Raw genomic sequence first — 13,763 nt, 5'->3', positions numbered from 1 at the left:
TGCCTACCTGAATGTCAAATAAATTCCAAAGTACATGTGATTTTTTTAGATCCTACTATTTGTTAGAAATTTCAAAACATGGGTATTTCTACTTTTAAAATTATTTCATAATTTTAGTAATGATTATGATTCACAACCAATCCCATCTTTGTCTCCATCAAATCTATGTGGATCTGGTGGCAAGACTGTAAACTTCTTTTGTGGTATGTCTTTACAATCTAAATCAGGAGGAGAAGATGGAATGCAAAAGTCTGGATATGATGAGTCACAATTAGAATTTACTTCTATCTTCTGAGTTTCAGAATCTTGGCACCCGTGTTTTTTTGCCCATTTGGTTGAAGCAAATTCAGAATCATCACAAAATTCAGAAGCCAAATATCCTAGACCAGAGTCTAACAATTCTTCATTGAGATTCATATCATCACAGTAAACTACAGCTAAAATTCGACCATAACTACCCTGTGTTTGACCATCATCTTCATCTATCAGTGCTTGGGATCCTACTGGACATATGGTGTCCACTAAGGTTCGAGCCTTTTGTCCAAGATGGTCGTTCAGCTCGGGTGCTGAAGATAAGGCTAATCTAATAGAATGATCATTTACTCGAATTGTATCTCCATCAATTACTGATGTGACTTTACCTGAAAAACATCTTGCGTTTCCTGAACAGTTATTTTCCATCTTGTCATGATGCGAAGTGATTTGAGTTGGTGGGTCAGGTTCACTGACAACTGCAGATTTCATTTCTGTCCGTTCAGGTTCTTTTTCAATTACTCTACTGGTTACTGGAGACTCGTCTTCAGATTCAGTGTTTAAAATAGAGGATATTGCAATTACACCAATAATGACAGCTATTCCAATACTGGCAAGTACTAATTTCAATATAGAATAAAGAAATTGCAGTTATTAATTAATGAGATGTGATTTTCACTCATGAAATTTGAAAATTAAGTTGAATCTTTCATAATCTTGTAAAGATGATCAATAAAATACCGATTGTTTTCTGACAGATAAGATCATAATTTTGCCCTGTTTCCATGCAAAAAGACTTCTAATTCATCTTGTATTCTATTTGCACATCAAGTTTATCTATTTACATTATAGAAATAAAATGTTGGATGAGGGTCACATAATTGGAGTTTTAGGAATTGTAATAAGCATAGGTTTGGGTGTTGGTCTTTTCTTTTTAGGTAAACTTGATTCAGATCGAAATAAACATCTACTTGAAGGATTGTCTAACGCATTAGCAAATATTGGTAATGATGAAAGCAATTTAAAAATAGAAAAAACATCTGAAACAGACTATTCTACAGTATCATCTTCCGCACCAACAAATGTATCTGAAGAAACACAACGAAAAATTGAAAAATGTAAGGAAATACTAGAAGAACCAAAATGGAAGTGGAGAACAGATATTATTTTAATGAAAAAATCAGGATTATCAGAAAAGGAATTTGATGATTTTGTAAAATCTAATTCAGATATAGTTGAATCACGAATTCCAGATATAAATGGAAATAGATTGTTTGGATTACGAAAACGAGTTAGAAGTAAATTCAGGAAATAAAAAGAAAAAGTTGATCATAATCTTAGATAGGGTTATGCAAGATCAAAAATCTTTTACTTTGCATATTGTAATCTGACACGTGGATACCCAATCTAATTTTACACAACGTGCATTAATTCTACAAGGAGGAGGAGCACTTGGAGCCTATGAAGTAGGGGCATTACAAGAATTTTGTTCTAATCTCATAATGGAAGATGGTAAAAATCCCAAACGCAGGAAGAATCAACCCTTGTTTGATATTGTTGCAGGAGCTTCAATTGGAGCAGTAAATGCTGCCATTTTGGTAGACAATGTAATTAATCCAAAAGACAAGGATGCAAACAATTCAAAAATTTGGACTGATGCAATAGATGTTCTCAGAGCATTTTACGCTAAGATTTCAGAAAGAGGAGGCAATCTGCATCCTATGTGGTGGATAGATAATGTTTTTTTGAAGAATCCTATTTTTGATAGTTTCTGGGAATATTGGAAAAGCATCAAAAAATTTTACCAAACCCAAAATGAATTATTTTATAGTTCAACATCAATAGTTGATAAAAAAACAGTCAAGGACTATGTTGCAAATTCTCCCCTTCTTGACAGATTTTATTTTAATCTGTTTCCTGACACATGGGGTGTTCCTGCATCAGGAGAATTGGCAAGAAGATACTATTCCTATCTAGCATCTGCTTTTTTTGGATCACCTGGAGTTTTGAGCTCTGCAATGACCCAACCGGACATGAAATTTCTAGATCCGTTTTACTTTACTCATGTTTTTGCAAGATTCAACAATACTCCTCTTGTAGAAACAATGAAGCAATTTTGTACCTTGCCATTAAAGATCAAAACTGAACTAAAAAATGAAAAAAACCATCCCAGATTACTAATTGTCTCTGTTGATGTAGAAGACATTACCACTCCAGTAGTATTTGATAGTTTTTCAAACAAAGAAGAAGATTCTGAGAACAATAAATTCTCGTGGCACTCAAATTATGGTTTAGACTCTAATGACAACCCAAAATTCAGAATTAATTATGATAATGGAATCGAAATGAAGCACATAGAGTCAAGCATGGCAACACCAATCAGGTACGAGTACCCAAAGTTTACCGTAACCAATCTTCAAAACAAGAAAACAGAAGAACGGACATTCTGGGATGGGGCCTTTTTGGCAAATACTCCCTTACGTCAAGTAATGTATGCACATCGCAAATACTGGATGGACAGAGGAGAAGAAATCAACATACCTGAGCTTGAAATATTTATTGTCAATCTTTATCCTTCAGTAGAACACGGAGTTCCCATTTCTCCTGATGCAATACAAGACAGACAAATTGATCTAACTTTTCATGATCGTACAAAATATCAAGTAAAGATAGACAAAATGAGGAGCAAATACATAGACGCATTAAAGCAATTAATGCCTGCATCTGATCAACAAAATCCTGAAACATCAAAAATAAGGGAAAAATTACTAAATGGAAGATTCAAGCTAGGACGAGTGGTCTATGTAGAAAGAAAGGAAAAGTCAGGAGACACAATATTTGCCAAAGCTTTTGATTTTTCTCTTGACACCATAACACAACTAATAGAAGAAGGAAAATCAACTGCCAGAGAAGCGTTTGTAAGATGCACTAAGGAATATGAAAAATATAACCAAGATAAATAGTCAAAATTCTGGACTTTGTCTCATTTGTAAAAGTTTAATTCAATATTCATATTTGATTAAACTCTAAATTAAACAAAATATTGCACAAGTCAATGAGTGTTATTGTGTTTGTTACCTTGGATGTAAAAAAAGAATCTTTAGAGGAATTAAAGAAATATTTCATTGTATTTGCTGTGGCAATGCAAAAAAACATCTTGGTCAAGGAGGCATGTGCAACAGTTGCTATCTTGATTACAACATGAAGATATCAAAATTTATTACAAGACCTACTGGTGGCGCAACTTTCTAAGAATCATCAAATCATATCTTTTAGAAATCCTTGAAACTCATCACTTGGCACTACGGTCACGATTTTAATCTGACCCAATAGTTTTAGTCGTTCACGTTTGTCATAATAGTTGTAGATTCCTTCCTCTATCGGAAAAACCGTAATAGTATCATTTTCTCCAGGTGCCAAAAGATCTGTCTGGACATTCAAACCATCAATGTATAGCCTATGAAATGTGGTACCATTATTTATCACATTTAGAACATATACAAAAGATGTACGAGAAAGCAGTGTGGGGTTTATTTCTCCTTTGACACCACTAGTACCTACAATCTGTACTTTTCCATCAACTTCTTCAAAAGATACTGTTTGCTCAACTTTCTCAGGATAAAAAAGTGGGACTTCACGAACATTTCCCTGGCCTATAAAACCAATCATAACGACTAGTGCGATCATTCCGCCTGCAAGCCCAACTCCAATAATTAATTTGTCATTTTTCATTATTTTCCCAAGTGATTGATCTGTAGATGGATTTCACTTTTTTGCTTTTTTATGAAAATCAATTTTGATTTTCAAATTTGTTAGCATTATGATGTTTTTAAGAGGTTTTTTATAAAATGAAGAACAATTTAGAGTACACATTCTCTCAAATGTGAAAAACCTTGCACACCTCAAACCCAGTTAATACTGGGTTTAATCTTTAATTTTGTATTTTATGATATCAACTAACATTTAGAGCATCTACTTGCATATGATGATAAAGATAACACACAAAGAGACAGACAATATCAGAAATTCAAAATAAGATATGAAGAAGTAGGTAGAAAATTATTAAAAGTATGGTTGGGTAAGAAAGTCAAAATAATTCTAATTTCAAAAAAGAAAAGAAATGAAAGTTTTTCTAAACTCTAGATATCTTTCTATTCAACTTGACATTTTAGAAAAAATTGGCGCTGCCAAAGGTACTTTTCACATACTCTACGAGGATATCATATCTGCATTTTCAGAAGAACCTCATTCTTTAAAGGGATTCAAGATTGCAGGTACCAATATTCCCAGTACTAGAAGTAATAACATACATTGTAGGAACGCAAAAACAATTCTGGTACATAAAAACACGAAAAAATATTCCTTGTTCTAGTCTTAAAGGCAAATTTCTACTCTAAAATAATTCTAGAAGTGAAAGATAGTCATATTTTGGAAGAGAAAATTAATGAAAAACTTGAAAAATTGTAAAACTAGAAATCATTCAAAATTTCCCAATAACAATAATCAATTAACAATTGAATGAAAGGTTAGAATTTTTACATATTGTATTGTACATGCCAAATCCAATAATAATTACAGCAAATGAGATAAGAGGAACCAAAATGAACAGGTTTGTTTTCATTCCCATATCAAATATGGAATGTAAAGAGTATAAAATTGTCACACCTTTATTCAACTATGATACTAAAAGTTCCCTTTATGTCCGGATTTTGTAAGACTGCAACCATCTCACGAGGCATAATGTCAGAGGCTTTATCACATTTTATTGCCAAAGTTCTAGGACAAACAAAATCACTTTTTCGGATCACAATGTCCTCAGGATGAGATAAAGCCAGATCAGGATGACCCGTTCCGTTGATTTCGAATTTATGACCGTCAGCAATAACTTGTATGGTAACTTTAGAGTCAGGATTTCTGAGCTTGTTTTTTAGATCTTCAGGTAATCCTGCACATCCAGAATGTGCACCAACACCCACAATACAATCGCCCCTAGGTGTCAAATGAGTCTCTTTTGTAATTTCAAGTGTCATAGAATGGTTGGATCTAATATTTTTGTGCCCAGAAAATTGAATCTCGAATCTCACGCAAATCAAGATAGGCTAGACTTAAATTAAACTTTCAAAGAAATTGAATCAAATGCTTCCTGCACAACAAGGTTATGATAGAGCCATCACAGTATTCTCCCCTGACGGCAGACTTTACCAGGTAGAATACGCAATTGAGACAGTAAGGAGAGGAACAATTGCAATCGGAATAAAATGTAAAGATGGAATAATAATTGCAGTAGAAGAAAAACCAAGAAAATTACAAATTTCAGATGTAGCTCAAAAGATTTTCCAAATTGATGATCACGTTGGTGTTGCAGCAGCAGGTTACATACCAGATGCACGAAGTCAAGTAGACAATGCCAGATTCTTTTCTCAAAGTAACAAGATGATTTATGATGAGCCTGTTGAAGTTGAAACTATTGCAAAGCATCTTGCCGATCAATCTCAACAATATACGCAATATGCAGGAGTACGTCCATTCGGAGTAGCTCTTATTCTAGGAGGAGTAGTTAATGGAACGCCTCAGCTTTTCTTAACTGATCCTAGCGGAACCTACATTTCATATGATGCAATAGCAATTGGTTCTGGTTCAGAGCAAGTTACAGACTTCTTAGAAAAATCCTACAAAGAAGATTTGTCATTAGATGATGCCGCAGCTCTTGCAGCAGCAGGGATTTATCTATCCAGTGAAGACAAAGAAGGAACAAGCCAAATAAGAATGGCAAGAGTCAAGAAGGATACTGGCCTATATGAGATTGTATCCAAAGAAGATATTGAAAACTATGCAAAAACTGCCAAAGAAAAATATCCACATAACCAAAGCTAGATTCACATTTGAAAATATTGTCAAAAATTAAAAACAAAATCAAAGAGTTAGAGTAAATTTGGGATTATCCGTTGCCATTCCAGAATCATCTCTTTCTGATGAATCTTTGAAAATAGACAAGACAAGAAAGATTTCAGTTCTTGCAAGAGCATGTGCCATCTTTAAAATAGATACAATTTTTGTATATCAAGAAGGAAACAATAAACAAGATGGAAATCTTTTGGTTATGATTTTAAAATATTTAGAAACACCTCAGTTTCTACGAAAAAGATTATTTCCAAAAATTAATGATCTAAAGTTTGCAGGAGTTTTACATCCATTAAGGATTCCAAGTCACGTTACGCCTGCCAATCCAAAAAAGATCAAAGTAAAAGATGTAAGAGAAGGAATAGTAGTTGCAGTCAAAGGAAAAAAATTTGTCGATGTAGGAATCAACCAGTTAATCCCTTTTTTTGGAGGTACTCCGATTGGAAAAAGAACAACAGTCCAGTTCAAACAGGAATATCCTAACTTTTCAGTCAAAGAGATCAAGAAAGAGGAAATTCCTACATACTGGGGATATTCTGTAAAAGAAAGAGCAAATTTGTTTTCTTTATTGTCCGAATGGAAAGGAAACATAATCCTAACATCAAGAAAAGGAAGAACAGCTACAAAGGATCAGTTAACAAAATACACAAATTCAGATCAGCCAACTTTGGTTGTCTTTGGTTCACCTGAAAAAGGAATACACGAAATTCTTGGAAATAAGATAAAAAATGTACAAAATGCAAAGTCCTTGAATTTTTTTCCAGATCAAGCAACAGAAACTGTAAGATTAGAAGAGGCATTGCTTGGAACATTAGCAATAATTAATTTAGCAAAAAGGGGAAATTAACAAAGCCTCTTAAGCAATTATGAAACGCAATAGTATGCAAGTTCAAGAAGGATTTAGTGATGAAGAATGGCTGGATAGACTCTACAGAAAGTCAGAATCAGAGAATACAAGAATGCTCGCAGGAGTTTCATTGACTGCATTTGAGAGGTTTTGTAAGGACCAAGGGACTACAAAAGAGGAATTAATCAATAGATTTCAGGAATGGATGAATCAACCCAAGCCCGATGTTAGGAGTGTCTGCATGGTTTTAGACAAATTCATCAATTTTCTGACAAAAGACCACCCAGAAATCAAGATAAAAGAGACGGGGTTCTACAAGGCAAAGTCACCAAGCACGATAAAAAATTACTTCATATTCATGAAATCATACCTGCGAATCTGTCATGGAATCAGAATAACAACTGATGATATACATGATTACATTCAGTTCCCTAAAGCAAGAAAAGAACCAAGAAAGCCACTGACACTCAAGACACTGAAACTGTTGTTTGGAAAATGCAGTCCTGAAAGAAGGGCACTATACTATGTTCTAATTTCCTCTGGAATGAGAGTTAGTGAAGCATTGTCTCTAAAAAAGTCCAATTTCCATCTCAATGAGAACCCTGTCAGGATTACAATACTTGCAGATGATACAAAAACCAAAGAAGGAAGAGAGACTTACATCTCAAGTGAAGCATTTGAAAGGCTAAAACCCATTCTGGATTCAAAAATAGATGAAATTGTGAGAATTTGTAAATTAGATAATGCCTCTAAAACATCAGAATTAGATAAACTACTTTCACAATTAGAAAAGTCTAGTTCTTACACTGAATCTGCGACATTGGCTCCAAAATTAAAAAAATATGGTTTCACTGAATCCCAATTACGTCGTCTTGCTTATTCAGTTCTAAGTAATCCTCAAGTAGCTTATTCTTGGGTGGCAGATGGAGTAATAAATGAGATCATTGGAGAATATTTGGATAAAGTAGATCATGCTTTTAGAATGGAATTGGAAAAATTTCATGACCCAAGTCACCCTTCTTATTCATATTATGAGCCTTGGTTAATTTTTCATTCAAAATTACATTTATCTGAGTGATTGGAATTTTCCATTCGTCGTTGAATAATGTTCTAAGATCTGACTTTAATGAATTAATAGCAATTTTTACCAAGGCTTGCATACTAATTTCAAAATAAGTAACTGCTCTAATTATCAAAAAGGAAATGATCAATTCTTCGATATTTTTGTCCTTGTTTTTTCTCAAAAGTTCAAAATTTTTGGTAAATTCACTTTTTAGAAAAGTAATTTCTATACTTTCATCCATTTTTGATTTTTGGATAATTTTTTCAATATTGCTAGTAATTGTTCTTTTTTTGGTCAGTATGGAACTATTAAAAATCCACAATTAAAATATTCTTTTAAATTTATAATTATCTTCGTTTTACTTCAATTGATTAGCATTATTTACTGAAGTCCATAAAATCCGGTCAAGTTGAATAAAGAAGATTTCTTGGTTAGGACGTAGAACCAATTGTACAAATCCATTACCGGCCGCCTAACAAAAGATTAAACATTCCGACATGTTATCTACGGGTTTTGCAAACACAGTAGCATGAATAGATTATTGTCGATAAAAGAGAACAACACATCATTGATTGATCCTGCCTCGATAAACTAGATCCATAATCAAATAATCTATTCATATAACCACCAAGATTCTGCGGCATATGCAAATTGGTGCAAAAAATATTTTACACATAGGCTGACTGGATAGTTTATGGAATTTAATCACCTTGATGTCTCTTTTCTATCCATATCTTAATACATAAAATAGATGATATATCGAAATAATCGTGAAAAAATGTTTTGTCATCTCATCGATTGGAAGTGGTGATAGTCCAGAACGACAAAAGGCAGACAATCTTTTGGAAAAAGTGATCAGGCCTACGCTGGAAAAAATGGATTATAGCGTCACAAGAGCAGATCATATAGCAGAACCGCATGAAATCACCCGAAGTATTGTAAAACATTTGGAAGAAGATGATCTTGTAATAGCAGATGTGCATGATGAAAACCCAAACGTGTTTTACGAGTTAGGGTTACGAAATGCAGTTAACAAACCATACATACTGTTTAAAAAAATAAAACAACACCCACCATTTGATATTTCTCAAAATCGAGCCATTGAGAATCCATTTTCAAATGATGTTGAAATAGATGATGAAACAATACAAAAAACCATAAAAACTTTGAAATTGTTTGTATCTTCTTCAGAGTCAAACCAGGCAGATGCATCTGAATCGGTTGCCTCTCGCTACCTGAAACTTACAAAACTTAAAAAGCAATTCAGAATGACTCTGTCAACAATTGCAATAGCAATTACACTGTTTTCAATATTCTTTACGTTAATCGTAATTCTGCCAATTTATTTTGATGAATCCGAAATGAAAATGCAGACATCAATAATTGAATCTCTAGTATATCATAATATGGATGATGTCATGTTTGGAACACATACTGTGGCTACTATGCTAAAATCATCTTATGATGTGGAAACGTCTCTGCTTACAGATTCAATGAATGAGAAAGAATCTACCACTTTGTTTGTTGAACGGTTAAGGGATGATGTCAATCATACAGGGATTTTTGAAAAAGAATTTCAGACTACACCTGTTTCTGCATATGTATATGTGATGGAATATGACGATCCTTGTGTTTTTGTTGCGTATGCGTATCTGAAAGAGATGGACCGAGACAATGTTGGACGTGAATTGTTGTCATGTTCATTTATGAAAGATATTGATTTTTTGCTTGCCGATATTCATGCATCTACAGGTACCATTGATTATTCTTTTGCAGTTGTTACAAAAGTAGATCTGGAACCCAAAGATGACAAGACAGACTTGATTGTATCTACTGCTGTAGATCTTACTGAACTTTCCAGGCAGATAGCCAACAATATCTACATGGATGATGTGAGATTTATTTTGGAGAACAGGTATGGGGAAGTGATATTTGACTGTATGAAGGATCAATGCCCTCTAAATTACAAGGCCCGAGCAATTGCAGAGAATGATAAAAAAGAATTTGACAAGTATTCCCGAGGCCTGACATACAATTTGGGTGATTATCCTGGTTATTATGAATATGAAAATGTTGAATTGAATGGTAGTCAATTAAAATGGGTCCCACGAAACTCAATGTTGCTGGATGATTGGACACTTCACGTGCTAAAGATAAAATAACAATTCGGTATTTGTTTCTGACAATACATGATATGCGAATCTGAATAATCTCGACTCCCATTGTAGTGGAATTGAATTTTCTGTCCATTTCCTTCGTTGTAACTAAATTGTGTTGGAGCATCAAACAGAAATTTTGAATTCCTTACCTGACGTAACATCAATAGTTATACACCCTAATTTTCTAGAATATTCCAGAAGATGAGTCAGAAACCAAGAATCAGTTTGAATCAATGTACCTTTTTTGACCACTTAACAATAATCAATGCACAAAAAAGAGATAGCCTCAATAATACAAAGAAGAAAAATACAGATAGGAAGAAAGATGGCTGAACGAAAAAATTTTTTTTTATTTGCAATTGGAATTGGCGCGTTTGGAGTAATTATTGGCACATATACAATCTGGAGTGCAGTCTCTGAGATCTTTGAACCAATTCCATGATTTAGGAATAGATGGTTAACCAAACAAAATTTCTTGGTTAACCACTAACTCAAATAGTTTAATAGAGGGCAACTAAGAGCGATTCTAACAATGGGTGCTAGAAAAAACCATCAGCCACGTAGAGGAAGTCTTGCATACTCACCTAGAGGTCGTGCTAAAAGCATGGAAGCAAGAATAAGAGCATGGCCAAAAAATGATTCAGAGGAACCAAAGATACTAGCACATTGTGGATTTAAGGCAGGTTGCGTTCAAGTTGTAAGTATTGATGATCGTGAAAAGACTCCAAATGCAGGTAAACAACTAGTAAGTCTTGGAACAGTTTTAGCAACACCACCAGTTTTGATTTTAGGTATTAGAGGTTATTCAAAAGATCATGATGGAATGCATGCAGAATTTGATGTTTTTGCTGAAGACCTTCCAAAAAACATAGCAAAAGAGGTTTCATTGAAAAACAAAGAAGGGGCAATGGACAATGCAGAAAAAAGACTAGGCAAAATAAAAGAAATCTTTGCGATTGTTGCAGTCTCCCCACGAGCAGCAGGACTAGAGCAAAAAAAGCCATACATCTTTGAGGCAATGGTAAGTGGAGGAGACATACAAAAACAATTTTCACATGTCAAAGAATTGTTAGGAAAAGAGATAAAGATTGATCAGATTTTTGAAACAGGTTCAAGTGTAGATGTTGCAGCAATCACCAAAGGAAAAGGATGGCAAGGTGTCATTCAGAGATTTGGTGCTAAGAAGAAACAACACAAATCAAGAAAGACAGTAAGAGAACTTGGATCATTAGGACCAATATCCCCTCAAAGTGTCATGTATACAGTACCAAGAGCCGGACAGATGGGATTTCATCAGAGAGTAGAATATGATAAACGAATTATGATTATGGGCAATACAGAAGAGGGAGAAAGTAAAATCAAGATCAATCCTGATGGCGGATACAAACATTTTGGATTAGTTAAAGGAGATTTCATAATTCTCAAAGGATCAGTTCCTGGAACATATAGAAGATTAATCAAGCTAAGAAGTCAGATACGAAACGCTCCTGCAAAAGTTAACAAACCAAATATTTTGGAGGTAGTAGTATAATGGCATCTACAGTACCAACATACACAACAAGTGGAACAAAGGAAGGAGAAATTGAACTCCCACTTGTATTCTCAACTCCCTACAGAAGAGAGCTAATACACAAGGCATTCACTAATCTTAATTCACATAAATTCCAACCACAAGGAAGACATCCAACTGCAGGTATGGACGTAGTTGCAGATTCCAACGATCCTCCAACAGGTCAAGGTGTATCTCGTGTAGCCAGAGCTAGAGGAGGAGGTGGTGGAAGACAAGGTCAGGGTGCAGAAGTCGCATCAACAAGAGGGGGAAGGCAAGCTCATCCACCAATTGTAGAGAAAGTAATTTACAAAAAATTAAACAAGAAAGAAAGAAAGCTAGCACTTTGTTCAGCAATAGCTGCTACAGCATCAAAAGAACTTGTAGAATCAAGAGGACATAAAGTAGAAGGAATAGAATCTTTTCCAATTATTGTATCAGACGATATTGAATCAGTTTCAAAAACAAGTGACATGGTCAAGATTCTAGAATCTTTGAAACTCACACAAGATGTAAAGAGATTAGAGTCAAGGAAATCACGTTCTGGAAAATCATTACTTAGAGGAAGAAGTAAAAAAGTGGGAAAGAGTGTTTTGTTTGTAACAAAAGATTCTTCTCAGTTATCAAAAGCGATAGGTGTATTGCCGGGAGTAGAAGCAAGAAATGCCAAAGAACTAAGTGTTTTAGATTTAGCCCCAGGTTCAGATCCAATTAGATTAACAGTTTATTCAAAATCTGCAATTGAAGAGATTGCAAAAATAAAATCAACACATCTGGAGATTATGGTGAAAACACAATGAACGTAGATCAAGCAAACAAGATAATTCTAAAGCCATACATCACAGAAAAAACATTTGCAATGGTTGAAGGTGAAAGTAAGATTTGTTTTATCGTGGAAAGATCATCTAGTAAACCGCAAATTGCCGAAGCAGTAAAAACACTATACAACGAAAAGGTCACCAATGTGAATACTGCAAGAACAATTTATGGCAAAAAGGCATTTGTTCAGTTTGAAAATGCAGAAAAAGCAAGAGACTTGGCAACAAAGATAGGAATGCTATAATATGGACCATAAAACTCGAAGAATACAAACAATGGACAGCAAGCGAATGATTGGAGGATGGCAATAAATGGTTAAAGAGTTCTCATACAGAGGAATCCCAAAGGAGGAATTAGAGAATATGTCACTAGAAAAATTATTCCAGCTATTCAATGCAAGACAAAGAAGATCACTAACAAGAGGAATTACAGACGGTAAACGAAAACTAATTGAAGAAATTAAAGCCGCAAAAGCAGGCAAAGTAAAAAACCCAATCAAGACTCATGTAAGAGATCTTATTATCCTACCATACATGGTAGATGTTACGGTAAATGTTTTTTCAGGAAAAGAATTCATGCCAGTTACAATCAGAACTGAAATGATTGGCCATTATCTTGGAGAATATGTCATAACAAACAAGAGAGTATCTCATGGTGCACCAGGTGTAGGAGCATCACGATCCAGTCTCTACGTACCACTAAAGTGATCATTATGGGTAGATTCGGTTACGCTTTCCAAAATTATGATTCAACAAGACATGTACGTTCGTCGTTAAGAGAAAAAGGTATTTCTCACAAACATGCAAGAGAAGTTGCAGTCGCAATTAAGGGATTGTCAATTGAAAAGGCAAGGGACTATCTGCAAGCAGTAATTGGAAAAGAACGAGCAGTTGCATTTAGAAGATTTAAAAATCAAGTAGGACATAAAGCAGACCCAGGTATGATGTCAGGAAGATATCCACAAAAAACGGCAAAAGAGTTTATCAAAGTTTTAGATAACCTAGAATCAAATGCAGAATACAAAGGAATGGACTTGGACAGACTAAAAATTGTAAATGCAACAGTACACAAAGGAGTCTTGATAAAAAGATTCACCCCGAGAGCAATGGGGAGAGCAACTCCAAAAAATAACGTATTAACACATGTGGAATTGGTGGCCCAGGAGATTTAGAA

The 13,763-nt window shown here is 34.4% G+C and carries 17 protein-coding genes; 14 read left to right on the top strand and 3 right to left on the bottom strand.

Annotated elements, in window-relative coordinates; translation table 11 throughout:
• Window positions 1–123: 123 nt before the first annotated feature.
• Window positions 124–882, bottom strand: coding sequence for a thermonuclease family protein (locus tag ACOQN3_RS04850; RefSeq protein ID WP_420545356.1), 759 nt, complete (start codon window positions 880–882; stop codon window positions 124–126).
• Window positions 883–1,111: 229 nt separating this feature from the next.
• Here ACOQN3_RS04850 and ACOQN3_RS04845 point away from each other — a divergent pair, with 229 nt between their 5' ends.
• The 3 genes from ACOQN3_RS04845 to ACOQN3_RS04835 all read left to right on the top strand — a co-directional run bounded on the left by ACOQN3_RS04845 (window position 1,112) and on the right by ACOQN3_RS04835 (window position 3,457).
• On the top strand, window positions 1,112–1,567 hold the full coding sequence (locus ACOQN3_RS04845; protein WP_420545355.1) for a hypothetical protein: 456 nt from the start codon (window positions 1,112–1,114) through the stop codon (window positions 1,565–1,567).
• Window positions 1,568–1,646: 79 nt separating this feature from the next.
• Window positions 1,647–3,215: a patatin-like phospholipase family protein gene (locus ACOQN3_RS04840; RefSeq protein WP_420545354.1), complete on the top strand. Its 1,569-nt coding sequence runs from the start codon at window positions 1,647–1,649 to the stop codon at window positions 3,213–3,215.
• Window positions 3,216–3,307: 92 nt separating this feature from the next.
• Window positions 3,308–3,457 carry a hypothetical protein gene (locus ACOQN3_RS04835; RefSeq protein WP_420545353.1) on the top strand — a complete coding sequence of 50 codons (150 nt, stop codon included), beginning with the start codon at window positions 3,308–3,310 and terminating at the stop codon, window positions 3,455–3,457.
• A gap of 53 nt (window positions 3,458–3,510) precedes the next feature.
• Here the strand turns inward: ACOQN3_RS04835 and ACOQN3_RS04830 are convergent, their stop codons facing one another.
• A complete protein-coding gene (locus tag ACOQN3_RS04830) occupies window positions 3,511–3,984 on the bottom strand; it encodes a hypothetical protein (RefSeq protein WP_420545352.1) in 474 nt (157 codons plus the stop codon).
• A 388-nt stretch (window positions 3,985–4,372) separates the two neighbouring features.
• Between ACOQN3_RS04830 and ACOQN3_RS04825 the strand changes: the two genes are divergently transcribed.
• Window positions 4,373–4,624 carry a hypothetical protein gene (locus tag ACOQN3_RS04825; protein WP_420545351.1) on the top strand — a complete coding sequence of 84 codons (252 nt, stop codon included), beginning with the start codon at window positions 4,373–4,375 and terminating at the stop codon, window positions 4,622–4,624.
• A 295-nt stretch (window positions 4,625–4,919) separates the two neighbouring features.
• Here the strand turns inward: ACOQN3_RS04825 and ACOQN3_RS04820 are convergent, their stop codons facing one another.
• Entirely contained in the window at window positions 4,920–5,336 is a 417-nt protein-coding gene (locus ACOQN3_RS04820; RefSeq protein ID WP_420545350.1) for a DUF371 domain-containing protein, read from the bottom strand.
• A 52-nt stretch (window positions 5,337–5,388) separates the two neighbouring features.
• Here ACOQN3_RS04820 and psmA point away from each other — a divergent pair, with 52 nt between their 5' ends.
• The 10 genes from psmA (at window position 5,389) to ACOQN3_RS04770 (ending at window position 13,761) form a co-directional block, all read left to right on the top strand.
• Window positions 5,389–6,126: an archaeal proteasome endopeptidase complex subunit alpha gene (gene psmA / locus ACOQN3_RS04815; RefSeq protein WP_420545349.1), complete on the top strand. Its 738-nt coding sequence runs from the start codon at window positions 5,389–5,391 to the stop codon at window positions 6,124–6,126.
• A gap of 58 nt (window positions 6,127–6,184) precedes the next feature.
• Window positions 6,185–7,000 (top strand): putative RNA uridine N3 methyltransferase, encoded by an 816-nt coding sequence (locus ACOQN3_RS04810; RefSeq protein WP_420545348.1) that lies wholly within the window; start codon window positions 6,185–6,187, stop codon window positions 6,998–7,000.
• A 19-nt stretch (window positions 7,001–7,019) separates the two neighbouring features.
• Window positions 7,020–8,078, top strand: a complete 1,059-nt coding sequence (locus tag ACOQN3_RS04805; protein WP_420545347.1) for a tyrosine-type recombinase/integrase — start codon at window positions 7,020–7,022, stop codon at window positions 8,076–8,078.
• A 755-nt stretch (window positions 8,079–8,833) separates the two neighbouring features.
• Window positions 8,834–10,225, top strand: coding sequence for a hypothetical protein (locus ACOQN3_RS04800; RefSeq protein ID WP_420545346.1), 1,392 nt, complete (start codon window positions 8,834–8,836; stop codon window positions 10,223–10,225).
• A gap of 262 nt (window positions 10,226–10,487) precedes the next feature.
• Window positions 10,488–10,664 carry a hypothetical protein gene (locus tag ACOQN3_RS04795; protein WP_420545345.1) on the top strand — a complete coding sequence of 59 codons (177 nt, stop codon included), beginning with the start codon at window positions 10,488–10,490 and terminating at the stop codon, window positions 10,662–10,664.
• A 90-nt stretch (window positions 10,665–10,754) separates the two neighbouring features.
• Window positions 10,755–11,753, top strand: a complete 999-nt coding sequence (locus ACOQN3_RS04790) for a 50S ribosomal protein L3 (protein ID WP_420545344.1) — start codon at window positions 10,755–10,757, stop codon at window positions 11,751–11,753.
• Complete coding sequence (gene rpl4p, locus ACOQN3_RS04785; protein ID WP_420545343.1) at window positions 11,753–12,571, top strand: 50S ribosomal protein L4; 819 nt, start codon at window positions 11,753–11,755, stop codon at window positions 12,569–12,571. The genes ACOQN3_RS04790 and rpl4p overlap by 1 nt, the downstream gene beginning before the upstream one ends.
• On the top strand, window positions 12,568–12,834 hold the full coding sequence (locus ACOQN3_RS04780) for a 50S ribosomal protein L23 (RefSeq protein WP_420545342.1): 267 nt from the start codon (window positions 12,568–12,570) through the stop codon (window positions 12,832–12,834). Before rpl4p ends, ACOQN3_RS04780 begins: the two co-directional genes overlap by 4 nt.
• Window positions 12,835–12,901: 67 nt before the next feature.
• A complete protein-coding gene (locus ACOQN3_RS04775; RefSeq protein WP_420545341.1) occupies window positions 12,902–13,297 on the top strand; it encodes a 30S ribosomal protein S19 in 396 nt (131 codons plus the stop codon).
• A gap of 5 nt (window positions 13,298–13,302) precedes the next feature.
• On the top strand, window positions 13,303–13,761 hold the full coding sequence (locus tag ACOQN3_RS04770; protein WP_420545340.1) for a 50S ribosomal protein L22: 459 nt from the start codon (window positions 13,303–13,305) through the stop codon (window positions 13,759–13,761).
• Window positions 13,762–13,763: the final 2 nt, after the last annotated feature.

This window comes from Candidatus Nitrosopumilus sp., assembly GCF_965223225.1.
Lineage (GTDB): Archaea > Thermoproteota > Nitrososphaeria > Nitrososphaerales > Nitrosopumilaceae > Nitrosopumilus.
Note: the sequence above shows the minus strand (reverse complement) of the source record. Positions and strands in the feature narration are given on the sequence as shown.

Coding starts and splice junctions, on each gene's coding strand:
- ACOQN3_RS04770 (WP_420545340.1), top strand. CDS start 13,303: ATGGGTAGATTCGGTTACGCTTTCCAAAATTATGATTCAACAAGACAT.
- ACOQN3_RS04790 (WP_420545344.1), top strand. CDS start 10,755: ATGGGTGCTAGAAAAAACCATCAGCCACGTAGAGGAAGTCTTGCATAC.
- ACOQN3_RS04825 (WP_420545351.1), top strand. CDS start 4,373: ATGAAAGTTTTTCTAAACTCTAGATATCTTTCTATTCAACTTGACATT.
- psmA (WP_420545349.1), top strand. CDS start 5,389: ATGCTTCCTGCACAACAAGGTTATGATAGAGCCATCACAGTATTCTCC.
- ACOQN3_RS04795 (WP_420545345.1), top strand. CDS start 10,488: ATGCACAAAAAAGAGATAGCCTCAATAATACAAAGAAGAAAAATACAG.
- ACOQN3_RS04780 (WP_420545342.1), top strand. CDS start 12,568: ATGAACGTAGATCAAGCAAACAAGATAATTCTAAAGCCATACATCACA.
- ACOQN3_RS04775 (WP_420545341.1), top strand. CDS start 12,902: ATGGTTAAAGAGTTCTCATACAGAGGAATCCCAAAGGAGGAATTAGAG.
- ACOQN3_RS04805 (WP_420545347.1), top strand. CDS start 7,020: ATGAAACGCAATAGTATGCAAGTTCAAGAAGGATTTAGTGATGAAGAA.
- rpl4p (WP_420545343.1), top strand. CDS start 11,753: ATGGCATCTACAGTACCAACATACACAACAAGTGGAACAAAGGAAGGA.
- ACOQN3_RS04835 (WP_420545353.1), top strand. CDS start 3,308: ATGAGTGTTATTGTGTTTGTTACCTTGGATGTAAAAAAAGAATCTTTA.
- ACOQN3_RS04845 (WP_420545355.1), top strand. CDS start 1,112: ATGTTGGATGAGGGTCACATAATTGGAGTTTTAGGAATTGTAATAAGC.
- ACOQN3_RS04830 (WP_420545352.1), bottom strand. CDS start 3,984: ATGAAAAATGACAAATTAATTATTGGAGTTGGGCTTGCAGGCGGAATG.